At 59.0% G+C, this 25,726-nt stretch carries 18 protein-coding genes; 15 read left to right on the top strand and 3 right to left on the bottom strand.

The window, feature by feature from the left end; all coding sequences use genetic code 11:
• The first annotated feature begins 328 nt into the window (after nt 1-328).
• The 12 genes from D3871_RS24520 to D3871_RS31440 all read left to right on the top strand — a co-directional run bounded on the left by D3871_RS24520 (nt 329) and on the right by D3871_RS31440 (nt 17,149).
• Nucleotides 329-1,129: an enoyl-CoA hydratase/isomerase family protein gene (locus D3871_RS24520; RefSeq protein ID WP_119771745.1), complete on the top strand. Its 801-nt coding sequence runs from the start codon at nt 329-331 to the stop codon at nt 1,127-1,129.
• A gap of 488 nt (nt 1,130-1,617) precedes the next feature.
• Nucleotides 1,618-2,796, top strand: coding sequence for a lipid-transfer protein (locus D3871_RS24515; RefSeq protein ID WP_119771744.1), 1,179 nt, complete (start codon nt 1,618-1,620; stop codon nt 2,794-2,796).
• Nucleotides 2,797-2,810: 14 nt separating this feature from the next.
• Complete coding sequence (locus D3871_RS24510; RefSeq protein ID WP_119771743.1) at nt 2,811-4,019, top strand: acyl-CoA dehydrogenase family protein; 1,209 nt, start codon at nt 2,811-2,813, stop codon at nt 4,017-4,019.
• 136 nt (nt 4,020-4,155) lie between these two features.
• Nucleotides 4,156-5,286 carry an acyl-CoA dehydrogenase family protein gene (locus D3871_RS24505; RefSeq protein ID WP_119771742.1) on the top strand — a complete coding sequence of 377 codons (1,131 nt, stop codon included), beginning with the start codon at nt 4,156-4,158 and terminating at the stop codon, nt 5,284-5,286.
• A gap of 39 nt (nt 5,287-5,325) precedes the next feature.
• Entirely contained in the window at nt 5,326-5,781 is a 456-nt protein-coding gene (locus tag D3871_RS24500; RefSeq protein ID WP_119771741.1) for a MaoC family dehydratase, read from the top strand.
• A gap of 192 nt (nt 5,782-5,973) precedes the next feature.
• The gene (locus D3871_RS24495; protein ID WP_119771740.1) at nt 5,974-6,888 is read left to right on the top strand and encodes an SDR family NAD(P)-dependent oxidoreductase; all 915 of its coding nucleotides are present in this window, start codon (nt 5,974-5,976) and stop codon (nt 6,886-6,888) included.
• Nucleotides 6,889-7,014: 126 nt separating this feature from the next.
• Complete coding sequence (locus D3871_RS24490) at nt 7,015-8,130, top strand: CaiB/BaiF CoA transferase family protein (RefSeq protein ID WP_119771739.1); 1,116 nt, start codon at nt 7,015-7,017, stop codon at nt 8,128-8,130.
• Nucleotides 8,131-8,689: 559 nt separating this feature from the next.
• The gene (locus tag D3871_RS24485; RefSeq protein WP_119771738.1) at nt 8,690-10,360 is read left to right on the top strand and encodes a DUF1302 domain-containing protein; all 1,671 of its coding nucleotides are present in this window, start codon (nt 8,690-8,692) and stop codon (nt 10,358-10,360) included.
• 16 nt (nt 10,361-10,376) lie between these two features.
• A complete protein-coding gene (locus tag D3871_RS24480) occupies nt 10,377-11,732 on the top strand; it encodes a DUF1329 domain-containing protein (RefSeq protein WP_119771737.1) in 1,356 nt (451 codons plus the stop codon).
• Between the two features lie 142 nt (nt 11,733-11,874).
• Nucleotides 11,875-12,936 (top strand): WD40/YVTN/BNR-like repeat-containing protein, encoded by a 1,062-nt coding sequence (locus tag D3871_RS24475; RefSeq protein WP_119771736.1) that lies wholly within the window; start codon nt 11,875-11,877, stop codon nt 12,934-12,936.
• Between the two features lie 17 nt (nt 12,937-12,953).
• Nucleotides 12,954-15,398 carry an efflux RND transporter permease subunit gene (locus tag D3871_RS24470; protein ID WP_119771735.1) on the top strand — a complete coding sequence of 815 codons (2,445 nt, stop codon included), beginning with the start codon at nt 12,954-12,956 and terminating at the stop codon, nt 15,396-15,398.
• Between the two features lie 98 nt (nt 15,399-15,496).
• Entirely contained in the window at nt 15,497-17,149 is a 1,653-nt protein-coding gene (locus D3871_RS31440; RefSeq protein ID WP_119771734.1) for a methyl-accepting chemotaxis protein, read from the top strand.
• A 158-nt stretch (nt 17,150-17,307) separates the two neighbouring features.
• Here D3871_RS31440 and D3871_RS24460 read toward each other — a convergent pair whose 3' ends face one another.
• The 3 genes from D3871_RS24460 to D3871_RS24450 form a co-directional block, all read right to left on the bottom strand.
• Nucleotides 17,308-18,282 carry a Bug family tripartite tricarboxylate transporter substrate binding protein gene (locus tag D3871_RS24460; protein ID WP_119771733.1) on the bottom strand — a complete coding sequence of 325 codons (975 nt, stop codon included), beginning with the start codon at nt 18,280-18,282 and terminating at the stop codon, nt 17,308-17,310.
• A 78-nt stretch (nt 18,283-18,360) separates the two neighbouring features.
• On the bottom strand, nt 18,361-18,678 hold the full coding sequence (locus D3871_RS24455) for an AtuA-related protein (RefSeq protein ID WP_119771732.1): 318 nt from the start codon (nt 18,676-18,678) through the stop codon (nt 18,361-18,363).
• A complete protein-coding gene (locus tag D3871_RS24450; RefSeq protein WP_119771731.1) occupies nt 18,665-20,017 on the bottom strand; it encodes an acyclic terpene utilization AtuA family protein in 1,353 nt (450 codons plus the stop codon). The genes D3871_RS24455 and D3871_RS24450 overlap by 14 nt, the downstream gene beginning before the upstream one ends.
• A gap of 140 nt (nt 20,018-20,157) precedes the next feature.
• On the opposite strand from D3871_RS24450, the gene D3871_RS24445 reads away from it, so the two are divergent.
• The 3 genes from D3871_RS24445 to D3871_RS24435 all read left to right on the top strand — a co-directional run bounded on the left by D3871_RS24445 (nt 20,158) and on the right by D3871_RS24435 (nt 25,723).
• Nucleotides 20,158-21,081: a LysR family transcriptional regulator gene (locus D3871_RS24445; RefSeq protein WP_119771730.1), complete on the top strand. Its 924-nt coding sequence runs from the start codon at nt 20,158-20,160 to the stop codon at nt 21,079-21,081.
• A 977-nt stretch (nt 21,082-22,058) separates the two neighbouring features.
• Nucleotides 22,059-22,916, top strand: a complete 858-nt coding sequence (locus tag D3871_RS24440) for a phosphate/phosphite/phosphonate ABC transporter substrate-binding protein (RefSeq protein ID WP_158598043.1) — start codon at nt 22,059-22,061, stop codon at nt 22,914-22,916.
• Nucleotides 22,917-23,005: 89 nt separating this feature from the next.
• Complete coding sequence (locus tag D3871_RS24435; protein WP_158598042.1) at nt 23,006-25,723, top strand: EAL domain-containing protein; 2,718 nt, start codon at nt 23,006-23,008, stop codon at nt 25,721-25,723.
• Nucleotides 25,724-25,726: the final 3 nt, after the last annotated feature.

Here is a 25,726-nt window from a genome sequence, read left to right as displayed (position 1 = left end):
TAATTTCTCTAATTTCTCTAATTCGGGGTCCGGTGCACCGAGTGTAGGAATGCGCTTTCGCCTTCGTCCCCTCCCGCAAAGAGAGGGCGGCTGTGGCAGTGCAGCCGCGTGGCCCGGCTTGTCGCTGTTTTTCCACCCTTTGCGGATGGCTCCCCTGACAAAAAGGGAGGTGTGAGCATCACGCGTGCATACCTACCATAGGCTGGCAAAAGGCCGATTTCGTCCATTCGTGGTGAATTCGAAAATCTATTGATAAACATTGTTTTTGGCTTTTAGGCAGCAAATCGCCCTGCAGGGGTAGGGCCTCATCGCACAAGGAGAAATTGACATGAGTGACAGCCCAGTCGTATTCGAGAAAGTCGGCAAGACGGCGGTCATCACGCTGAATCGGCCGCAAAGAAGAAATGCGCTCGATGATTCCATCAAGGACGCATTGGCTGCCGCCATCAAAGCTGTACGGCAGGATCGCTCGGTGCGTTCGGTGGTGCTGACGGGCGCTGGTGGTCACTTTTGTTCCGGAGCGGACCTGAAAAACAAGGAGTCGGACGATGATGAAAAGTCATTCGCCGTCCGCGACTTGCTGCTCGACGCCCATCGCTGGCACTCAGAATTGATGGACCTTGAAAAGCCGGTCATCGCCGCCGTCGACGGTTACGCGCTTGGTGCGGGCCTGTCGCTCGCCCTGGCCGCGGATTTCGTCATCGCGTCCGAGCGTGCGCGGCTTGTGTCGAGCTTCCCGCGCATGGGTTTCGTTCCGGATTTGACGCTGCTATACATCCTGCCCAGGCTGGTTGGCCTGCCGCGTGCCAAGGAAATCGTTTTTTCCGCGCGTGATATTGCGGCGGATGAGGCGCTGGCTATGGGACTGGTTCAGGCCGTGGTCCCGGCCGAACGCTTGCGCGAGACTGCCATCGAGTTTGCGCAACGCTTTGACAATGCGCCGACCCATGTCTTGGGCATGGCCAAGGGCATCCTGAATCGTTCGTTCGAGACCGACCGGCATGCGCTGACGCAACTGGAAGCGGCATTTCAGGGACTTTGCGCAGGCAGCAACTATCACGCCGAGTCGTTGAACCGCTTCCTCTCGAAAGAAGCGCCGCTTTACCCCGGTTCGGACCGCCTCTTTTGATTAGAGCAGTTTGCCGTCGCATGAAAGGGACCGATCTCGGGCCTGCGATGCTCACCGTACCTCACGTACGGTTGGTGTAGCAAGGGCTTCTCGACCCGACCTCGGCTCCCTTGCATGCGACGTCAAACCGCTTTAAGCAGGCACGCATAAGTTTTTTAACACGGGGTGCGTTCCAGCTCCCTCCCCTTCAATGGGAGGGTTGGGGGTGGGGATGGGTTTCAGCAGAGGCATTTAACCCATCCCCACCCTGTCCCTCCCCTTGAAGGGGAGGGGACGGTCTCATTACCGTGTCCAAAAAACTTTTGCGTGCCTGTTTAGGACAGCTTTTCGGTCGTTACCCCTCCTCCCTATTGGGGAGGGGCGGATCCATGGCACGCACGCATATTGTTGATACTCGTAAGCTCAACAGTGCAAGAGGTACATCGTGCTCAGCAAGAACGGGGTAGTCGTTCTTGCCAGTAAGTTTTCTAAAATCAAAGGAGAAAGATATGTCGCAAAAAGTCGTCGTTGCCGGTGTCGGCATGATTCCATTCAAGAAGCCGGGCCAGAGCGAAACCTACCCGGTCATGGGAGCGCAGGCGGTACGCCTGGCCTTGGCGGACGCCAAGGTCGGCTATGAATCGGTCCAGCAAGCCTATGCCAGCTACATCTTCGGCGATTCGACCGGTGGCCAGCGCGTGCTGTACGACGTCGGCATGACCGGCATCCCCGTCATTAACGTTCACAACAACTGTGCCAGCGGCTCCTCGGCCCTCTTTCTGGCGAATCAGGCGATTGCCAGCGGCATGGTGGATGTCGCGCTGGCATTCGGCTTCGAACAGATGACTCCAGGCGCGCTGGGCGATATGTACACTGACCGGCCGTCCCCGCTCGGATTGTTCCAGGAGCAGTGCGCCAGCGTGGTTCCCGCGGAAGTGCCGCCGGCGCTGCGTTTGTTCGGCGTTGCGGCCCAGGAACACATGAAGCGCTTCGGCACGCCGCTGGAATCGTTCGCCAAGATCCGCGCCAAGGCCAGCCGCCATGCCGCCAACAATCCCTACGCCGTGTTCCGCAATATCGTCACGACCGAAGACGTGATGAACGACAAGGTCATGTGGCCGGGCGTGATGACGCGTCTGATGGCGTGCCCGCCGACCTGCGGTGCGGCTGCGGCAGTGCTGTGCAGCGAAGCCTATGCGAAGAAGCATGGCCTCGATTCCCGCGTGTGGATTGCCGGCCAGGCGCTGACCACCGATGGTCCCGAAACGTTCAATTCCGGCGACATGCGCCACCTCGCCGGTTTCGGCATGTCGCGCGCTGCGGCCAACAAGGTGTACGAGCAAGCCGGCATCGGCGCCGAAGACGTCAATGTGGTCGAACTGCACGACTGCTTCGCGCAGAACGAGCTGCTGACCTATGAAGCACTCGGCCTGTGCCCGGAAGGCGGTGCGGCGAAGTTCATCGACGACGGCGACAACACCTACGGCGGAAAATATGTGGTCAACCCGTCCGGTGGCCTGCTGTCGAAGGGCCATCCGATCGGTGCCACTGGTCTCGCGCAATGCACGGAACTCGTGCAGCAACTGCGCGGCCAGGCCGAAAAGCGCCAGGTTGAAGGTGCGCGCATCGCCGTGCAGCACAACGTTGGTATTGGTGGTGCCGCGGTCGTCACCATGTATCGTACTTAACAGAGGATCGGGGAATGGATTTTCAACCTGATCCAGGGCTGGAATCGTTTCGTCAGGAAGTCCGGCAATTTCTGCAAACGAAGGTGCCGGCCGATCTGAAAGGGCTGCAGCGCTGCACGCGCTCGCCGCGCGAACAGATCATGCGCTGGCAAAAGATTCTGGATGCCCAAGGATGGGGCGCACCGTACTGGGCCAAGGAACACGGCGGCACCGGCTGGTCGGTGCCGCAGATCCTGGTATTCGATGACGAATGTACTGCTGCCGGCGCGCCGACACAGGACGGTTTTGTCCAAAAGATGCTTGGTCCGGTGCTCAACGCATTCGCCACGCCCGAGCAGAAGGCCGAGCATATGCCGGCCATCTTCAGTGGCGAGCGCCTGTGGTGCCAGGGCTTCTCGGAACCGGGGGCCGGCTCCGATCTGGCCTCGCTGCGCACGCGCGCCGAGTTGGTCAAAAGCGGCGATGGAGATCACTACGTGGTCAACGGGCAAAAGATCTGGACCAGCTATGCGCATCATGCAGACTGGATCTTCCTGTTGGTGCGCACCAATCCGGAAGTGAAGAAGCAGGCCGGCATCAGTTTCCTGCTGGTGGACATGAAGTCGCCAGGCGTTACCGTGCGTCCGATCCGCTCAATCGACGATGCGCATCACCTGAACGAAACTTTCTTCGACAACGTCCGCGTGCCGGTGAAGAACCTGATCGGCGCCGAAGGAGCAGGGTGGGGCATCACCAAGTTCCTGCTCAACAATGAACATGCAACCACCGCTGACCTGCCGGAGCTCAATCGCTATATGCGCGAGCTGCGTCAATTCGCGACCAAACTGCGCGCGGGTGGTGAGCGGCTGATCGACCGTCCGGAGTTTGCCTTGAAGCTCGCACGCCTGGACGCTGAATTGCAGGCGATCGGCATGCTGGTGCAGCGCGTGGCCAAGTTGGACCAGGAACACAATCCCGCATCGCACGTGCTGGGCTCGATGCTGAAGATTCGCGCGACCGAACTGCAGCAGAGAATCACCGAAACCCAGATCGAGGCACTGGGCGACTACGGCGCCGTCTGCTATCCGCATCCGCACGAGCCGGCGTCTGACCAAGCTTATCCGCTGCAGGATTTGGCACGTGGCATCGCCAACGACATGTTCCTGCGTCGTGCGTCGACCATCTATGGCGGCACCAGCGAGGTGCAGCGAGGCATCATCGCCAAGATGCAGTTCCAACTTTAGAGCGCATTGCTTGTCAGTGAAATGGGTCAATCTTGCGTCTGTGGTGCTCGGCGTACTTGCGTACGCCTGCGCTCCTCGACGCAACCTTGCCTCCATTGCACTGACAATCAAAGCGCTCTAGCAACCGAGGACACGTATGGATTTCAATCTGAATTCGGAACAACAGCTGTTGCAGGACAGCGTGCGCCGCTACGTCGGCAAGGCATATAGCCTTGAAGCGCGTACCGCGCTTGTGAAGGGAGGCAAGGGCGGCAGCAACGCCACCTGGGGTAGCTTTGCCGAGAACGGCTGGCTGATGGCCGCTTTGCCCGAAGAATACGGCGGCCTGGGCGGCAACTTGATCGACACCGCGATCATTGCGCAGGAGCTTGGCCGCGGTCTGGTGCTGGACCCCTATCTCGGCTGCGCGGTGCTGGCAGCGCAGACAATGGTAGCCGGCGGCACGGCAGCGCAAAAGGAGCGTTTGTTGCCGCAACTCGCCGACGGTTCGAAGCGTATCGCGTTGGCCTACAGCGAACCCGAGTCGCGTGGCATGCCGGGCCCGGTATCGCTGCGCGCGGAAAAGCAGGGCGACGGCTATGTGCTGCAAGGACGCAAGTCGCTGGTGCTGGGTGCGGTCGGCGCAGATGCCTTCATTGTGTCCGCACAAGTGACAGGCGCGAAAGACATCACGCTGCTTCTGGTCGATGCCAACAGCACCGGCCTGAAGCGGCAGGCGTTGCCGCTGCATGATGGTACCTGGGTCGAGGAACTCAACTTTGATGGTGTGCAAGTGGGTGGCGATGCCGTGCTGGCCGGTGGTTCTGCAGCATTGAAGGCTGGTTTGGCGCACGGGATCGTCGCACTCTGCGCCGAACTCATCGGCACGATGGAAAAGACCATTGAAATCACAGCCGAATACCTGAAAACACGCCAGCAGTTCGGCGTGCCGATCGGTACCTTCCAGGCGCTGCAACACCGCATCGCCGACATGGCAGCCGAGATGGAAGTGGCGCGTTCGATGCTGCACGTCGCACTGGCATCGGTGGAAAACGACGATGAAGCGAATCGGCAAAAGACACTGTCGGAAGCCAAGATGCTGATCTGCCGCGCAGCGAAATTCGTGTGCGGACAAGGCATCCAGTTACACGGCGGCATCGGTATGACCGAAGAGTACGTCATCGGCCATTATTTCAAACGTGCCATCGTGGCTGATCTGCTGTTGGGCAGCAGCGACCGCCACGAAGCGGCGTGTGCGGCAGCGCTGCAAGCGGAATTGCGTGCATAGCCTTGCACGGATTTATTAGCAAACCATTTGGATAAACACATGAAAAGTTACGAAACCCTGGCCGAATTGCAATCTCTCGTAGGCGAAGTACTCGGCACCAGCGACTGGTTGGTGATCGACCAGAACCGCATCAACACCTTTGCGGATGCCACAGGCGACCATCAGTGGATCCACGTCGATCCCGAGCGTGCTGCCAAAGGCCCGTTCGGCGGGCCGATTGCGCACGGATTTTTGACCCTCTCCCTGCTGTCGCACTTCCTCCCGAATGCCTTCGAAATCCGTAACGTCAAGATGGGTGTGAATTATGGCTTGAACAAGGTGCGCTTCCTGAAACCGGTTCCGGTCAATAGCCGCCTGCGCGCGCAATTCAAGCTGCAATCGTTCGAACCGATTGAAAGCAATGGCGCGCAGGTGATCGTCGAAATGACCATAGAAATGGAAGGCGCCTCCAAGCCGGTGTGCGTCGCCGAATCGATCCTGCGTCAATTTGCTTAAGGCTACGCAGAACAAGTCCTCGCGCGTCGCGCATCCTGGCTTCGGGCGGTGCGCGGCGTTGCAAATCCTCGCCATGGCCCGCCATGTCTGCGGTTTGCGCCTTGCGCCCCATCCCGAAACCAGGCGCGCGCCATCACGGGACTTATTCAGCGTAGCCTTAAACCGTATCGAGTAATTTCAGGAGAAAAGAATATGACAATTCGCTTTGACGGCCGTGTGGCCATTGTGACGGGTGCCGGCAACGGCCTGGGCCGCGTGCACGCGCTGGAATTGGCCAAGCTTGGCGCCAGGTTGGTGATCAACGACTTCGGCGGCAGCCGCGACGGCAAGAGTGGCGGCAGTTCGTCGGACGCGGCGCTGGCCGTGGTCGAAGAAATCAAGGCGCTGGGCGGGGCGGCGATTGCCAATGGCGCCAACGTGGCGGACTTCGAGCAAGTCAGCGCGATGGTCGAGCAGGCCAAAGCCGAGTTCGGCCGCGTCGACATCCTGATCAACAATGCCGGCATCCTGCGCGACAAGACCCTGTCGAAGATGGACATGGCCGACTTCCGCGCGGTGGTCGATGTGCACCTGATGGGTTCGGCTTACTGCACCAAGGCGGTGTGGGACACGATGCGCGAACAGAACTATGGCCGCATCCTGATGACGACCTCGGCGGCGGGTCTGTTCGGCAACTTCGGCCAGGCCAACTACGGGGCGGCGAAGATGGCGGTAGCGGGGCTGATGAACATGCTGGCCATCGAAGGCAAGAAGAACGACATCCGGGTCAACACGCTGGCGCCGATCGCGGCCACCCGCATGACCGAAGACGTGATGCCGGAAGCGCTGCTCAAGGCAGTGCGTCCGGAACAAGTGACGCCGGGTGCGCTGTACCTGGTGAGCGAGGGTGCGCCGAGCAAGGTGATTCTGGGGGCGGGCGCCGGGGTGTTCTCGTCGGTGCGCCTGGTCGAGACGGCGCCGGTGTACCTCGGCGGCGAACTGACGCCCGATACCGTGGCAGCGCAATTCGGGCAGATCAGCGACTGGAGCACGGCAGTGCCGCGTGAAGACGCCAACCAGCAAGTGGCGGCCTTCTTCGAAACCGCCATGAAGGGTCTGAAGGGCTGATCGTGCGTTCCGAATGGGCAGCGCTTATTGCCCATGCTCGCCCACCGGAGGCGAAGAATCACGCCGCGCTTTGCTTGATGCAGGGTGCGGCGTTTTTTTCATTCGACGTTCATCATGAGGAAAGAAATGACTCGAAATGGAAGCGGCCCGCTGAAGGGATTACGGGTTCTGGAAATTGCCGGACTCGGACCGGCACCGTTCTGCGGCATGCTGTTGGCGGATTTGGGCGCCGATGTCGTACTGGTTGATCGCCTGAAGGCCGGTCCGGAAGATCTTGATTTCGGCAAGTACGCGGTCCAGAACCGCGGAAAGCGCTCGATCGCCGTCGATCTCAAAACCGATGAAGGCGTGAAAACCGTCCTGCGCCTGGTGGAGAGCGCCGATATTCTGCTTGAAGGCATGCGTCCCGGCGTGATGGAGCGCCTGGGCCTCGGGCCAGACGTGTGCCTGGAACGCAATCCCAAGCTGGTGTTTGGCCGCATGACCGGCTGGGGACAGCACGGACCATTGGCGCATGCCGCCGGCCATGATATCAATTACATCGGCCTTTCTGGCGCGCTCTGGTATGCCAGCTTGCCCGGAGAGCCGCCGATGGCGCCGCCCGGCATGATTGGCGATGTCGGCGGCGGTGCGATGTATCTGGCGGTCGGCGTGCTGGCGGGTGTCATGAACGCGCGTGCAACCGGCAAGGGGCAAGTGGTGGATGCCGCGATCTTGGATGGCAGTGCCCACATGATGAACCTGATGTTGGGCATGAAAGCAACGGGTCAGTTCGTTAATGAACGTGGCCAGAGCCTGCTCGACGGACCGCACTGGTATCGCAGCTATCGCTGCGCCGATGGCACATTCATCACGGTCGGCTCGCTGGAACCAAGGTTCTACCGCATCTTGCTGGAAAAGCTAGGACTGGCCGACGACCCGGATTTCGCAAAAAAAAATGATTCGAAGGTCTGGCCGGCATTGCAGGAGCGCCTCGTCACCTTGTTTGCCAGCCGCACCCGCGACGAATGGTGTGCGCTGCTGGAAGGAAGCGACGCCTGCTTTGCACCGGTATTGAACGTGGACGAGGCGGCAGCGCATCCGCACATGGCGGCGCGCGGCATATACACCAACATTGACGGTGTGCTGCAGGCCAATCCGGCGCCGCGCTTTTCCGGTACGCCGTTGGCACAACCGCGACGCATTCCGCGTCGTGGCGAGGATAACGAGGCCGTCCTGAACGATTGGGTTAGGGATCGCTGATCGCACATTCATTACTAAGCAAGTTATCAAAATTTTTTTGACACGGAGCACGGCCCCTTCTCCCGCTTGCGGGAGAAGGGTGCCGAACCGAGCTCGATAAACCGGCCCTTGCGCGTTCTGTGCCGTCTTCCTGCCTGCCGCCGTGGTTCCGCATTTTGACCTCACGTTTTCCTTCTCAAAACACCATGCCCCCTCCTCACTAGCCAATTTGGGAGGGGCGGCGAGGAGTTTTGGTCGTTTACCCTCGTTTTGAGGTTTGCGGGCCGATCCGTGAACAGATGCCTGGCGCCTGGCGGGTTTCATTTTTCCAATGGTTCACATGTGCAATTCCTGGTTTACATCTGCATCTTTGCCACTGGCAAGAAGTACACGGCAAAGACTTGATTCCATGCCTGCGCAATCTGCATCGACCCGATAAATAAATCAACGAAATCAAGAGGGGTATGACGATGGGGGGAGGCGACATGCGGAGTTGAGAGCGCGCTTGAGGGAGGGATGACGCATTTATGCGCTCACCTATAAAAATTTGTGGAAAAAACCAAGATTGAGGAGATTTAATATGACCAACCCCAAACAAGCCCAGTCCAGCGGCCTTCGGCGCACGGCGCTCGCTGCTGCCGTGGCTGCCGCATGCATGGGTGTGTGCGCAGGCGCGAACGCATTCGAGGTCGATACGGGCAATGACGACATGCAGGTGCGCTTCGATAACACCGTGCGCTACAACCTCGGCTATCGCGTGGAAAAGCAGGATCCTGCCGTTCTTGCGAATCCAAATAACGATGATGGTGATCGCAATTTCAAGCGCCACAGCATCGTGATGAACCGTGTCGACTTGCTATCCGAGCTCGACGTCGTCTACCAGAAAAAATTCGGCGCGCGCGTGTCCGCCGCCTCCTGGTACGACCGGGCCTACTCGGGCAACTTCGACAACACCAGCCTCGCTACCTCCAACCACTTGGTCAATGGCGCGCCCGCCTTCGGCTTGAGCAACTATGCCAACCGCTACTACAACGGCTTGTCCGGCGAATGGCTCGACGCTTTCGTGTTCGGGACAGTGGACCTCGGCAACATGCCACTGACGGTGCGTGCCGGCCGCCATAACGTGTACTGGGGCGAAGCCCTGGCTAACCCCGTGCATGGCATCAATTACGGCCAAGCGCCACTCGATCTGGCCAAAGCCCAGGCAACGCCTGGCGTCGAAGTCAAGGAATTGGCTCGTCCGCGCGCACAGCTTTCCGGACAACTGCAGGCTACGTCGGATCTGTCGATCGCCGGTCAATATTTCTTCAAGTGGGAAGCGGCCCGTCTGCCGGAAGCAGGCACCTATTACGGCGCCGCAGACCTCCTGCAGCGCGGTGGCGAGTCACTCATTCTGGCGCCGGGCGTGCGCGCACTCCATGGTCGGGACATTGGGCCCAAGGGACGTGGCGACTGGGGCCTGGCAGCGCGCTGGAGCCCGGAATGGCTGGACGGCACGCTGGGTTTCTATGCGCGTAATTTCTCCGACATCCTGCCCCAGACGATCCTGATGGGGGCCGCTCCGCGCCAGTACTTCCTGAACTACGCAGACGACATCGACATGTACGGCGTCAGCCTGACCAGAAACATTGCTGGCGTCAGCTTCGGTATGGACCTGAACTATCGCAAGAACATGCCGCTGGCCAGCGATTCGATCGTGATTACTTCGCTCGCGCGTCTGCCGGCACACGGCGATGTCCTGGGTGCGCGCGGCGAAACGCTGCATGGCGTGTTCAATGTGATTGGCACGGTGAATTCCACACCGATGTTCGACAGTGCGTCCTGGAACGCAGAACTTGCCTGGAGCCGTCTGCTGTCGGTAACCAACGACCCCAACAACGTGTTCAAGGGCCGCACCGGCTACACCGCAATCGACCGTGTCAGCAAGGACTTCTTCGGGGTGTCGCTGGGCTTCACGCCGACCTGGTTCCAGATATTCCCAGGGGCGGATCTGTCGATGCCGGTCAACTACTCGCGCGGCCTGTCGGGTAACTCGACAGTGTCGTCCGGCGGCAACAAGTACGCGGGCAGCTGGTCGGTGGGCCTGGCCCTGGACTTGTACAGCAAATACCGCTTTGACCTGAAGTACGTTGACGCATTCGGTCATTACACGGTGAATTCGGCGACCGGCGCGGTTGCTGCATCTGCGGGCGCAGGGGCGCTGCTGAACGATCGCGGCGCACTTTATGCCACATTCAAGACCTCGTTCTAAATAACGGAGACACACCATGAAGAAATTAGCAGCAGCATTGATCGGCGCGGGCCTGTTGTCCGCGTCAATGGGCATCGCCCATGCCGCGGTAAGTGCGGAGGACGCCAAGAAGTTGGGCACCACGCTGACCATGACCGGCGCGGAAAAGGCCGGCAACAAGGATGGCTCGATTCCCGAATACACCGGCGGCCTGACCACCGCTCCCGCCGGCTTCGACAAGTCCAACGGGGTGCGTCCCGATCCCTTCGCGAGCGAGAAGCCGCTGTTCTCGATCGACGCGAAGAATATGGCCCAGTACGCGGACAAGCTGACCGAAGGCACCAAGGCGTTGATGAAGGCCTATCCGGACTTTCGCATCGATGTCTTCAAGACGCATCGCACCGTATCGCTCCCGAAGTCCTTGCAGGAAAATTCGGTAAAGAATGCGACCCGGGCCAAGCTCTCTGAAGACGGTCTCTCCTTGCAGGGCGCGCGTGCCGGCGTTCCGTTCCCGATCCCGAAGAACGGTAATGAAGTGATGACCAACCACATTACGCGTTTTCAGGGTGTGGGTTTTGTCGTGCCGAAATATACGGCGTATAACGTCGACTCTTCCGGCAAGCTCTTCGTCTCCACCCAGGGTACATGGACGCAGGAGGCGCCATACTATGACGAGTCGAAGGATGGTGACGCCGTCCTCTTCACGCGTGCGCGCGCCAATTACAGTGGACCGGCGCGCCGTGCCGGGGAGGCAATCCTGTCATACGACCATGTTGATGCGGAAAAAGGAAGCCGCAGGTGGCAGTACCTGCCGGGTCAGCGCCGCGTGCGCCTCGCGCCGGACTTGGCCTACGACACGCCCAACGCCAGTACCTCCGGCATGTCGACAATCGACGACATCAATCTGTTCAATGGAAAGATGGACCGCTTCGACTTCAAGCTGGTCGGCAAGAAGGAATTCTATGTGCCGTACAACGCCTACCGCTTCGCCTATGCCGCGAATCCGGAAGAGGTATTCGGGTCGAAGGTCATCAATCCAGCGTCCGTGCGCTGGGAATTGCATCGTGTATGGGTGGTCGAGGCGACTTTGAAGGAAGGCAAGCGTCACATCTATTCGAAACGGACCTTCTACGTGGACGAGGATAGCTGGGCTGCGCTTGCCTCCGACCAGTATGACGGCCGTGGACAAATGTGGCGTCCAGGTTTCAACTACATCACACCGAATTACGATGCATCCGGCGCTTACAGCACGGCTGCAGGCCACTACGACCTCATCGCCGGCACGTATTGCATCAACGTCTGGCCGGGTAAGGGCGGTGTGAAAGTGTCGGACAAGTTCACGCCGGACAGTAGCTGGACTGCGGATAGCCTCAGCGGCGCAGGCGTACGCTAAGACAATTTAGTCAATGCGTGTGCGGCACCGGACTTTTCGGTGCCGCAAATAAATTCAAACGCTCCCGAGAGCGTGTATCGCCCCAAGAGCGTGTAACACCCTCGGGGCGCCCACATCGAATTAACATTGGACGGAGCGAGACGTGCAGTACAAAACTTTATTGCCCCCGCTTGTGCTGGGGGCTGCCATTATTGCAGGTTCGGCTGCTGCTGAACCCATCTTTCACACGCCGCTGGCACTACCGGCAGCCAAGAGTTCTCTGGCGCTGCGCGCGCCGCTCAATGCATTGGCGCTGGCGGGCAAGCGCCTCGTTACAGCGGGCCAGCGCGGCCACATCCTGTATTCCGATGACGGCCAGAACTGGACGCAGGCCGAAGTGCCGCTCAGTTCCGACCTCACGGCTCTGTATTTCCCAAGTGCGCAGAAGGGCTGGGCGGTCGGCCATGAAGGCGTGATCCTGCATACCACCGATGGCGGTGCCACCTGGACCAAGCAACTCGATGGCAAGCAGGCCGCCGACTTGCTGGTCAAGCAGTATGGCAAGCCGGCCAATCCGAACGATCCTGTCGCACAACGCCTGCAGCAGGACGCCGAGGCGTTCGCCGCACAAGGCGCCGATAAACCCTTCCTCGATGTCTGGTTCGAAGACGATAAGAGAGGTTTCGTCATCGGCGCATTCAACCTGATTCTGCGTACCGAAGATGGCGGCCAGAGCTGGATGCCATGGTTGGATCGTGTCGACAACCCGAAGGGCTTGCACTTGTATGCGATCCGCCCGGCCGGCGGCACGCTGTTCATCGCCGGCGAACAAGGCTTGGTGCTCAAATTCGACCGTGTGCAGCGGCGTTTTACGCACGTAGACCTGCCGTATCAAGGCACGCTGTTTGGCGTTGCCGGTACGGCGGATTTGGTGCTGGTGTACGGCTTGCGTGGCAATGCGTACCGAAGCAACGATGGCGGTGCTTCCTGGACCAAGGTCGACACCGGTGTCAATGCAGGTTTGGCAAGCGGCCTCGTACGCTCGGATGGTTCTGTCGTCCTGGTTAGCCAGGCAGGCCACGTGCTGCTGTCCAGCGATAACGGCACCAGCTTCAACCGCGTGAAAGTCGCGACGACGGGCCCGGCATTTGCTGTGTCTGAAGCCAGCAACGGCGCGATTGCGCTGGCCGGCATGGGTGGCGTGCGTGTCGAAGCGCTGAAGTAAAACAAAGAAAGAATGCAATGCTAACGAACAACATCGACGACATGCCGCCCATCCGCGAGTTGAAGGATTTCGACCGCAACTCCGGCAGCCGTTTCGAGCGGCTGATTTTCAACAACCGCCTGCTGGTGATTCTCGCCTGTGTGCTGACCACAGTGGTGCTGGGCTTCCAGGCCACCAAGCTGACGCTGAATGCGGCCTTCGAAAAGACGATCCCGCACAACCAGCCGTACATCAAGAACTTCCTCGAGAACCGCAATGAGCTGAAGGGTTTGGGCAATGCGCTGCGCATCGTAGTCGAGAATAAGAACGGTGACATTTTCGACCCTGCGTATCTGCAGGCGTTGAAGCAGATCAACGATGAACTGTTCCTGACGCCGGGTGTCGACCGCGCCAACGTCAAATCGCTGTGGATGCCAGTGGTACGCTGGAACGAGGTAACCGAAGAGGGTTTCAGCGGCGGCCCCGTGATGCCGGACAACTACGACGGTTCGCCCAAGCACACCGAGCAATTGCGCCAGAACATCGCCCGCGCGCAGATCTACGGCAGCCTGGTCGGTACCGATTACAAGTCCAGCATGATTTTCGTGCCGCTGATGGACAAGGACGTGCGTACGGGTGCTGCGCTCGATTACCAAGAACTGTCCAAGCGACTGGAAGACATCCGCGCCAAGTATGCGCAAGCCGAAGGGGCCGAGATCGAGATCCGTATCGTCGGCTTTGCCAAGGTGGTGGGTGACCTCTTGGCCGGCTTGCAGCAGATGATGATTTATTTCGGTGTGGCTGCTGTGATCGCCGCTGCCATCATCTTCTGGTGGACGCGCTGCACGCGCAGTACGACCCTCGTCTTGCTTTGTTCGCTGGTGGCGGTGTTGTGGCAATTGGGCTTGGTGACGACACTCGGTTACGAGCTCGATCCGTACTCGATCCTGGTACCGTTCCTGGTGTTTGCGATTGGTGTGTCGCACGGCGCGCAAAAGATGAACGGTATCATGCAGGATGTCGGCCGCGGCACGCATAAGCTGGTCGCCGCACGTTACACGTTCCGCCGCTTGTTCCTCGCTGGTTTGACTGCCCTGGCGGCCGATGCGGTCGGGTTTGCCGTATTGATGTTGATCGATATTCCAGTGATTCAGGATCTGGCAATTACTGCCAGCCTGGGGGTGGCCTTGCTCGTGTTCACCAATCTCGTGCTGCTGCCGGTATTGCTGTCGTATACCGGCGTGAGCAAGAAGGCGGCCGAGCGTGCCTTGCAGGCTGAACAACGCGAAGAAGGCGGCATCTGGAAATGGCTGGAACGCTTTACCGAGCGGCGCTGGGCCATAGGTGCCATCGCCGTCTCGCTCTTGATTGGGGTGGCCGGCTTTGTCGTCAGCCTGAACCTGAAGATCGGCGACCTCGATCCTGGCGCATCGGAACTGCGCCCGAACTCGCGCTACAACCTCGACAATGCCTACATCACCGGCAAGTATTCCTTGTCCAACGACCAGTTCGCGGTGATCGTCAAGACGAAACCGGAAGGCTGCCTGGAATACGCCACGCTGATGGAAACCGACCGTTTGGGCTGGATGCTGCAGCAAGTTCCTGGTGTGCAAACCACGGTGTCCTTGCCCGATGCGGTGCGCAAGATCACTGCCGGCACTTTCGAGGGCAGCAGCAAGTGGCTGGCCATCTCGCCGAACCAGGATGTGCTGAACTATGCAGCGCGTACCGCGTCCACCAGCAACCCGGACCTGTTCAACAACGAATGCTCGGTCATGCCGGTGGTCGCCTATCTCGCCGATCACAAGGCCGAGACCTTGGACCGGATAGTGAAGGCAGCGGACCAGTTCGCCAAAGAACACAGCACGCCGGAGCGCCAGTTCCTGCTGGCCGCAGGTAGCGCCGGCATCGAAGCAGCCACGAACATCGTGGTCAAGCAGGCCAATGTCACGATGTTGCTATACGTCTATGCGGCGGTGATCCTGCTGTGCTTCATCACCTTCCGCAGCTGGCGCGCGGTGGTGGTGGCAGTGGTGCCGCTGGTGATTACCTCGATCCTGTGCGAAGCGCTGATGGTAGCGCTGGGCATGGGCGTGAAGGTCGCGACCTTGCCGGTAATCGCCTTGGGTGTCGGCATCGGCGTCGACTATGCGTTGTATCTGCTCTCGATCCAGTTGCAGCAGCAGCGCGCGGGCGCAACGCTGGCTGATGCGTATCGCCATGCATTGCGCTTTACCGGCAAGGTGGTGGCGCTGGTCGGTGTGACGCTGGCTGCGGGTGTGATCACCTGGGCCTGGTCGCCGATCAAGTTCCAGGCTGACATGGGCATTTTGCTGACCTTCATGTTCATCTGGAACATGGTGGGCGCCCTGGTGTTGATTCCGGCGCTGTCGCACTTCCTGTTGCGCGGCGTTGGCAATGTCGCGGCGCAAAGCCAGGGAGAAGCTGTAGAACAAGTCGTACAGGAGGCAAAACGCGCCTGAAGGCTTACAACGCTGCACTGCGTACATAAAAAAGCGACCACCGCCGGCCTGGCCGGCGGTCAGCAATATCAAGAGCAGCCACGAGGAGAGGGGAAAACATGAAACTGAAAAACCTGAAAATCGGACAACGGCTCACAATCGGCTTTGGCATGGCAATTGCCGTCATGGTGGTGGTGATCCTGTTCGGTGCCGTCAAGCTGGTACATATCAACCGGAATGTCGAGGTGATGGTCAATGAACGTTACCCGCAGACGGCGTTGGCCAACGGCATCAAGTCAGATCTGTTCGACGCGGTGCAAACCATGCGCGACATCCTGTTTGCAACCGACCAGGAAGAAATCAAAACTTATCTCTCGGGCGTTGAGCAGTCGATGGAGTTCGTCGACAAGAGCATCGGTGAACTCAACCAGAAACCCGCCGCGTCCCCCGACGAACTCGAGATGAAGAAAGGTCTCGTGGACGCGCGGGATAAGTTCACATCGGAACTGGAGCGCTTCAAACAGCTCGTCAAGGCGGGTGACAGGGATCAGGCCAAGGACATTCTCTATACCACTGTGCAAACGGCGCAGGTCGCCTATTTCCAGGCCTTGAATCAGTTGATTACCTACCATGCCGATGCAATGGTCAGCAGCAGCCGGACTGCGATAGATGACGCCAAGCGTTCGGTCATTGTCATGATCGCGCTGGCAGGCGGCGCTTGTGTCCTGGCGGTGATGATCGGCCTGTTCGTCACACGCAGCATCACGCGGCCCTTGCGCCAGGCAGTGGAACTGGCCAAGCGCGTGGCCGCCGGCGATCTGACTGCGACCATCGAAGTGACGAGCCAGGATGAAACCGGCATGCTGGTCCAGTCGCTGAAGGAGATGAACGAAAGCCTTGCACGCATTGTCGCCGATGTCCGTACCGGCATCGAGGCCATCAGCATTGCGTCCGCCGAGATTGCCACCGGTAATATGGATCTCGCGTCGCGCACGGAACAGCAGGCCGGTTCGGTGGAACGTACCGTCGCCTCGATGGAGGGGCTGACTTCGACGGTCAAGCAAAATGCTGACAATGCGCGCCAGGCGAACCAGCTTGCGGCCACCGCGTCGCAAGTAGCGACAAAGGGCGGTGACGTAGTGGGGCAGGTGGTCGAGACGATGGAATCGATCAATGAATCCGCACGCAAGATTGTCGACATCATTAGCGTGATCGACGGCATTGCGTTCCAGACCAATATCCTTGCGCTGAATGCGGCGGTGGAAGCGGCGCGTGCCGGCGAGCAGGGCCGTGGTTTTGCGGTGGTCGCAGCTGAAGTGCGCAGTCTGGCACAGCGCAGCGCCGGCGCGGCGAAGGAAATCAAGCAATTGATCGGCGATTCGGTCGACCGGGTGAACGCCGGCAGCAAGCTGGTGGGGCAGGCGGGCACGACGATGGACGAGGTAGTGACGAGCGTGCAGCGTGTCACCGACATCATCGTGGAGATTTCAGCGGCCAGCGCCGAGCAGAGCACCGATATTGAACAGATCAACCAGGCGTTCACGCAGATCGACGAGGCGACCAACCAGAATGCAGCGCTGGTTGAGGAAGCAGCGGCTGCGGCGGAGCGCATGCGCGAGGAAGCCGGCTTGCTGGCATGCGCAGTCAGTGTGTTCCGGGTGGAGGCAACGAATCACCAGCCACCGGCAGAATATGACGTCACGCCCGCACCGGCCAAGCCGGAGATGCTGACGAGCGGCATGATTAGCCGGAAGCTGGTTGGACCGGCGTGACCGGTAGCGAAGCAGAACAGGAGCGTGCAATGAACAACAAAACGGCCATCGCCAGGACGGGTACCCTGAACTACCCACTGCGGTGAACCGCCCGTCGCCGGGAATGAGGTTGTCTGCTTGAATCGCGGATGATCAGAACAAGCTCCTGCCAGGTGTAATTATTCCTTTTCAATCCCGGCCTTCTGGATGATCTCACCCCATTTCCTGGACTCGGAAGATTGAAACTTCGCCAGCTCTTCCGGTGACGTGACAAACACTTCGGTTCCGCTGGTCGCATAGAATGCACTGTTCGCGGCGGGGCTCTTTGCCGCCTTGGTCAGCAGTTCATTGAGCCGGGCGATGATGGGCTGCGGCGTTTTTGCTGGCGCATAAGCGGCGAACCAGTAACCGATGTCATAACCCTTCACGCCGGCTTCTTCGATCGTAGGAACGTCTGGTGCAAGAGGCGAACGTGTCTTGGCCGAGTATCCCAATGCACGCAGTTTACCGCTCTTGACGTGTGGCATACCTGTCGCCGAATCGGTAATCATCATCTGGATCTGGCCGCCAAGAAGATCGGTGACGGCGAAAGTATTGCTCTTGTAGGGAACGTGGAGCAGTTGCACGCCAGCCAGTTGCTGGAACAGTTCGCCCGCAATCCGGCTGGATGAACTGCCGCTGCCGAAAGTCAGTTTGCCCGGATCCTTTTTTGCCAGTGCGATGAAATCTTTCACGGTCGCAGACGGGAACTGACTATTGACTACCATGATCTGGCCACCTTTGCCAAGACCCGTGATCGGTGCAAAGTCCTTTACCGGATCATAAGGCAGCTTTTTGTACAAATGCTCGGCCGCCGCATGGGTGGTATTCGTCGTGATGAACACGGTGTATCCGTCCGGCGCGGCGCGCGCCGCCTCGCTGGCGCCGATGAAACCGTTACCGCCCGGCTTATTGTCGACAATAACCTGGTGTTTGGTTTCTTGTGTCACCGCTTGTCCCAATGCACGTGCAAGCTGATCCGTAGCTGTGCCGGAAGCGAAGGGGACGACGAACCGGATCGGCTTTTCAGGAAATTGCGATTGGGCCGACGCACCGGTGGCGACCACCGCGCATGCGGCGAGCAGGAAAAGATTGGGTAGCTTTTTATAATTCATTGCATGTCTCCTTGGGATAAATGGTAAATAGATTGCGAATTGGCCTGTGCTGCAGAGCGCGGAACGTTCAAAGAAGGATTACCCCTTGTCCGCGTCCGGAATGTCCAGGCTTAACATGGCCGAGCTTAAGGATTTGCCGTGCGCATCCAGTGCCAACGATCGGGTGACCCCGCCTGTCAGCGCCTGCTCCAGAACGAAGTTCAACGCGCCTATCGTCGGAAGGGCATAGCGGCGCACCTGTCCCTGCACGATCTGCGAGAAATGTTCCTTTACACGTTCTGCAGTCAGGTACTTTTCGAGTAGCGGATAATCTTTCGGATCGTAGGCGATGACAGAAATATTCGAAATATTCCCTTTGTCGCCGGCCCGCGAATGCGCAATGTCACGTAACAGCATGTCGGGACTCCTCGAATTGAATAGAGGTTTTTATTTCGCTGCGCGGCAGGAAGGTCGAGAGTACCGCGACGATATCCTTTGCAGACTTCGTCGCGCCGCCGCCACCGGCCGGGCCGCAGGTATACAGGCTTTCCACTTCATTGGCGATGCGTTCAGCTTCGCGCAGGTTGTCGGTGCGTCCAGCCACACGGATACGCACTTCATACGGCTCGGAATGCGAAGCGGCTAATGCGTCGCCATGCATCGCATTGACACCCAGAATGTCATAGCGGAGTTCGCTCGCCTGCACAGCGGTCATCTTCAGCCGCTCCGCAACAATGTCGAGTGCGAGACGCGCGCGCACGAGCGCGCCGGGACCTGCGTAGGACATCTGGCCTTCACCGATATAGCTGTCGATATAGCCAATGGAGACTTTCAAGGTTTCCGGCCTTGGACGTCCCGTGGCTCCGCTGACCCGAACCCGATCTGGCGCAAGCTCGACGATCTCGACTGCTGAAAAATCCGCCACCACGTCCGGCGTGAAATATGCGGCTGGATCATGGATTTCATACAGCATCTGTTCCTTGCAGGTTGCTGCCGTCACCTGGCCGCCACTTCCTTGCACTTTGGTAATGACGACCGTGCCGTCTTCCGACACTTCTCCGATTGGAAATCCAAGACGGGCGAGTCCGGCGACATCCTTGTAACCAGGATCTGCGAAATAGCCGCCTGTAATTTGTCCTGCGCATTCCAGCAGATGGCCGACCAAGGTGCCCTGGCCCAAGCGATGCCAGTCGTCCATGGCCCAGCCGAACTCGTGAATAAGCGGTGCAATCACCAACGAGGGATCGGCGGCGCGCCCGGTAATAACTATGTCGGCGCCTTGCGCCAACGCTTCGACCAGAGCTTGCGCACCCAGATAAGCGTTGGCCGACAGCAGACGGTTGCCAAGGCGATTGAGCGGAAGCCCGGTATCGTCGGTGTAATCGCCGGTCTGCAATATGCCCAACACATCGTCGCCAAGCACAGCAGCGATCCTGAGCTTGCGCAGATTCATCGACTGCGCGATTTCCCTCACCTTTGCGGCAGCCGCCAGAGGATTGGCTGCCCCCATGTTGGTGATTATCCGGATACCTTTTTCGCTGCACGGACGCAGGACCGCCCGCATGCGATCCACCAACAGCGGATCGTAGCCTGCTTCCGGGTCCTTCATCTTGGCGCGCTGAGCAATGGCGATAGTGCGTTCTGCCAGGCATTCAAAAATCAGGTAATCAAGCTCGCCTCGTTCAGCGAGTTCAACCGCAGGTTCAATGCGATCACCGGAATAACCTGCGCCGGATCCTATTCTGACTTGCTTCATTGAAACTCCTGGGTGGGCATCACTGAAAATGCGGATTCGATGAATGAATTGTGGCGTGCTCGAATAATTTAGTAAAATGCATATTTGCGATGGATTAATCTGTTTTCAAGATTAATGTCTGCCATGCTAAAGGGCCACGGATGAACGCCAATATTTCCACCCGCCTGCTTTATGCTTTCATCGCCCTCGATGATTTGAAACATTTCACTCGCGCAGCCGAGCGCTGCCATACCTCCCAGTCAGCTTTTAGCGTCATGATCCAAAAGCTGGAAGCGGCCGTCGGTGCAAAGCTGTTCGAGCGGGACACGCGCAATGTCACGCTGACGCCGGAAGGGGAATTGTTTGCCGAAGTGGCGCGCTCGCTTGTATCGGAAATCGAATCCGCATTCGATGACATGTCGGATTACGTCGCAAGACGCCGCGGGCGCGTATCGGTCGCGGCTCTGCCTTCGTTGGCGGCCAATGGTTTGCCGGCCGTGATTGCTGAATACAAAAAGTTATATCCAGGGGTGGCGGTGACGCTTTACGACGCGCTGTCCGACCAGTGTCTGTCACTGCTTCGGCAAGGCAAGGTCGATCTGGTGCTCACCGCTCCGGGCGCGAACTTCCTGGAATTCGACTCGAAAACACTCTGCAGCGACCCGTTCTATGTGGTGTGCCGACGCGACCATCCTCTTGCGAAAAAGCGTATTGTTCACGTCAACAAACTGGCTGGACACGAGATCATCCATTTAGCCAAATCGTCCAGTGTGCGGCAGCATGTGGACATCCTGCTGCGCGATGTGCAGACGGTGCATTCAGGTTTTGAAGTCGAGCACCTGGCGACCGTAGCCGGTCTGGTCGAACAGGGCTTAGGCATTACCTTGGTACCTGAACTCACTTTATTCCAGTTCCGGCAACTCGATCTCGTTGCGATCCCTTTGGACGCAAAGGATTTGATGCGTCCTATCCTGATTGCCAAACGCAAAGGCCAGTCACTGTCGATCGCTGCGCAAGCGATGCTTGAGCTTATAGAAAAGCAGATCGGGCCGACCGGTTCCAGACGAAAATATCAGAATGTTTGATGCCGGGTCCGGAGTTGCGCCGGGATAATTTGCATAATTTTTCTGGCTGTAACGGGCGCGCTGCAGCGTTGCTCGTCGTCGCCATAGCTGGCTATGACACCTCCTTCCACCTATGCAGTAAGCAACGTTTTGCAAGCGGTCAGGTGGTGCCTATACTGATAGGTCGAAATTCCATATCGGAGGACATATGAAGCGCTTCCTGTTTGCAATTGTTGCATTTGCCATGTTGATTGGGTCGGCCAGTGCGGTGGACCCAAGGTCGCAGGGTTTGGAGGACTCGGCCGCTTGTACCGAGTCGCCCAAGACTGGCGATCCCAGTTAGTCAAGTCATTGTCAACGCCAGAATGCCCATGCCGGCCGGCATGGGCATCTCATATCTGCGCCTCTCAACTCGCGTACATATCCTCAAAAATATCCTCAAAAATTTCATCTTCTGATTTCCGACAAGTCGGTTGATGCCACGTGTGCAGGAAGCATACAACGGACCATTCTTGCCGAAAGAACCAGTGAATTAATCTTATTCCGTGCATTAATCGCCCTGATCTTTACCCACAAGTGTGCGAGTCAGGCTTGTGATCGCGATTCTCGGTAGGACTCCTTCCTCCTCATAGGGCTATGGTATGCACATATCTTTGCAACATGCGTTCGCGGGCGGGTATTGGTGCTGGTTGGTCATGCTGCATACTTCCCCCGTCGTCCTCGCGGAGGCGAGTGTAGTGCTTCGTAATTGGTGGAACCATAGAAGCACAGGATTTGTGCGACAGACTAGGCCTCGCCGGCCGCGCGCAAACCACAGCAATAGCCAGCCTATTGCGAGGATTTGCAACGACGTATGGCGCGCAAAGACTCGCTTAGATGGTTTCAACAGTTGCGAAGCACTACACTGAAATGGAGGATAAGCAATTGTTGCTGATAAGTATAGAATTGCTGAAATGAAAATAGCTAAAATACACCGCAAAGGCGTTTGGAGAGATCCTTTGAAGAAATTATCAAATTGTAAAGTCGTGTCGCTATTATTCGCTACTTGTCTTGGGGCACCGGCTTGGGCGGCAGACTCTACGCCGCTGTCGTTTGGTGTAATCAGCCAGCGCAGCCCGCTGCTGGCAGCCCAATTCTGGAACCCGATCCTGCACTACATCGGCAAGCGCAGCGGCGTGCCGCTGGAGCTGAAACTTGCCAAGACCGGCCCCGAACATGCGGAAATGGTTCACCGAGGCGAGTACTCTTTCATCTATTCGAACCATAATTTCACCCGCCAGAACGACCGTGTTGGCTATTCGGTGTTCGCCCGCCCGAACCAGCCGGCTATCCGCGGCGAGATCATCGTGCTGGCCGACTCGCCGATTCGCGATGTGGCAGACCTGCGAAGCAGAGAAGTCGTCTTCCCGTCGCAAGTCGCTTTCGTCGGCTATACCGTACCGATGGACATGCTCGTACGCGCCGGCGTCAAGGTCAACCCGCTCTTCGCCGGTACCCAAGAAGGGGCAATTGCGCAAATGGTCTCGGGCCGCGCGGTGGCCGCTGGGGTGAACTCGCAGGTCGCCCAGGCCTACGCCAAGCGACAGAACATCAACTATCGCGTGCTGTGGCGGTCGGAAGAGTACCTGGATATACCGCTGTCGGCACATCCGGGCATACCCAAGGACAAAGTGAACGCGGTGCGGGACGCGTTGATTTCGATGTCCGATGACCCCGAGGGCCGCAAGATTTTGGCAGAAGCCGCTCGCCTGTTTCACTTGGAATCGCCATTCGGCTTCGTCGCCGCGCGCGACGCTGAATTTAATAACGTGCGTCGACTCTATCGTACCAGCCCGGTAGAAGAGAGCCGCCAATGAGCCTGTGGGTCAATCCAAAACAGTTTCGCCTGTGGCAAAGGCTCACCCTGTCCGCGCGTCTGATGCTGCTTTCGGGACTGGTGCTGACGATGCTGGGCGCCACCTATTTCACACTGGTGATCCAAAGCGAGATCAAGTTCCACAGCAGCGACCTGCAAGACCGGCTGAATTACGAAATCAAATTCATGACGCCGGCGTTGGCCGAGCCGGCCGTCGTGGGCGACTACAGCCTGATCCAGCAAATGCTCGACGTGCGCGTCAGGCAGCCCCACATCGTTCGCATCAACTGGGTCGACAACCGCGGTAACCGCATAGAAAGTGCCGAGGACGACGTGCGACTGAAAGCGCCACCGTGGTTCCAGAGTTGGTTGAATCTGCCGCCGGTCGAGCAGTCCGAAGATATCGTCGTTGGCGGACAGACCTACGGCCGCGTGGAACTGCGCCTGACCGCGGTGCCGGCTATTAACAACGTCTGGGCATCGCTGCAGGACAAGCTTGAAGTCCTGCTGCTGTGCATCGGTATGCTGTTTGCGATCACCCTCGCGACCGTCGGCAATGCGCTGCGGCCGCTGTATGCGCTCGGCGCGGCGGCGCGGCGTTTTGGCCAAGGCGACCACTCGGTACGCATGACGCCATCCGGCCCGCCGGAGATGATTGCGTGCGTGCAGGCGTTCAACAGCATGGCGGAAAACATCGAAACTCTGCTGCGCTCAGTCAGCGAGACCGATGCCCGTAACAAAATGCTGGCGCTGATCGTCGAACAGTCCAGCGTGGCGATCATCACCACCGACCGCCACGGCATGATCACCAGCTGGAACGCCGCTGCCACCGAACTCTACCGATGGACGGCCGAGGAAGCGATCGGCCGATCGACCGACATGCTGATGCCACCTGGGACCGGCGGCAGTCTGGTGTCAGACGATGCGAACCAATCCCGGTCGATCGAGGTCCGCCATCGCGCCAAGGACGGCGGCGTCCTCGACATCTTCGCCAATACCTCCCCGCTGTATGACGGACACGGCGTGCACATGGGCGAGATCATCGTGATCCGCGATATCACCCGCCAGAAGCAGGCCGAGGAGGCGCTGTTCAAGGAAACTGAGCGTGCGCAAGTCACGTTGGCTTCGATCGCAGACGCGGTGATCACCACCGACACCAAGGGCAACGTTGAATTCCTCAATCCGGTCGCTGAGAAGCTGCTCGGCTGGTCGTCGCGCCAGGCCCATGGCAAGCTGCTTGGCACGGTGTTCCGGCCCGTCATCGAGGCGACCGGCGAACCGATCGAAAATTCGATCGACAAACTGGTGCGCGATCCATCGAGCGATGGCGTGCGGGAGGATGCGGTGCTGGTGTCGAGTGCGGGCGGACAGATCCCGATCCAGCTTACCGGAGCCTCCATCTCCGACCGCAACAACCAGGTGATCGGGGCGGTACTGGTATTTCGCGACGTCAGCACGTCGCACAGTATGGCGCGCCAGTTGACTTGGCAAGCCACGCACGACGCACTCACCTCGCTGGTGAACCGACGCGAATTCGCCCGCATCCTCGATGCGATGGTCGATTCGGCCGAGCAGGAAGGTCGCGAGCACGCGCTGCTGTATATGGATCTGGATCAGTTCAAAATCGTCAATGATACCTGTGGCCATCTCGCCGGCGACGAACTGCTGCGCCAGTTAAGCGCCCTGCTCAACAACCGGGTCCGGACTTCCGACACCCTCGCGCGATTGGGCGGCGACGAGTTCGGCGTGCTGCTCAAGGATTGCAAAGTCAAGCAGGCGATGGATCTGGCCGAGATCCTGCGTGCCACCGTTTCCGAATTCCGGTTCGCCTGGCAAGACAAGTTGTTTACCGTCGGGGTTTCCATCGGCGTGGTGGCGATCAAGGGCGACGGCAACAACCCTGCAGACATCCTGGCTCTGGCGGATGCGGCTTGTTACCAGGCCAAGGACAACGGCCGCAATCGGGTAGAGGCCGCGCCGCACGACAAGGAGATGGCGCATCGGCGCAGCGAAATGCTGTGGGTATCCAAGCTGACCAATGCGCTGGAACAGGACCGCCTGGTGCTGTACTGCCAGGACATTGCGCCGATCAAAGGGGGGCGGCGCCACTGCGAAGTGTTGCTGCGCATGCTAGATGATGACGACAATCTGGTGCTGCCAATGGCGTTCATCCCGGCCGCCGAGCGCTACAACATGATGCATGCCATCGATCGCAAAGTCATCGCGATGGTGTTCGACGCGCTGGAGAGGCGGCCGGAGCAGCATGCCCGCGACAATCCGATCACCGTGTCCATCAATCTGTCGGGCATTTCGCTGTCCGACGAAAACCTGCTGGCCTTCTTGCGTCAGCAGTTTGCGCGCCGCAAGGTGCGCCCGCGCGACATCTGTTTTGAGGTCACCGAGACGGCGGCGATTGCCAACCTGACCCACGCGGTCGCGCTGATGAAGGAACTCAAGGCAATGGGCTGCAGTTTCTCGCTCGACGACTTCGGCAGCGGGTTGTCTTCGTTCGCCTACCTGAAAAACCTGCCGGTCGATTACCTCAAGATCGACGGCAGTTTTGTGCGGGACATGGCGGACGACCCAATTGACGCGGCGATGGTGCAGGCGATCAGCGACATCGGTCACGTGATGGGCATCAAGACGATCGCCGAGTGGGTTGAGAACGACACCACGCTCGGCATGCTCAAGAAAATCGGCGTTGACTACGCGCAAGGCTATCTGATCTCGCGGCCGAGGCCAATCGAGGACGTCCTTTGGGCCAACCGGGTCGAGACGATGATCGCCAACGCCGATGGGACTTCCTGACGT

Source organism: Noviherbaspirillum saxi (assembly GCF_003591035.1).
Taxonomy (GTDB): Bacteria; Pseudomonadota; Gammaproteobacteria; order Burkholderiales; family Burkholderiaceae_D; genus Noviherbaspirillum; species Noviherbaspirillum saxi.
The sequence above is the reverse complement of the archived record's forward strand: the minus strand, read 5'-3'. Positions and strand labels throughout refer to the sequence as shown.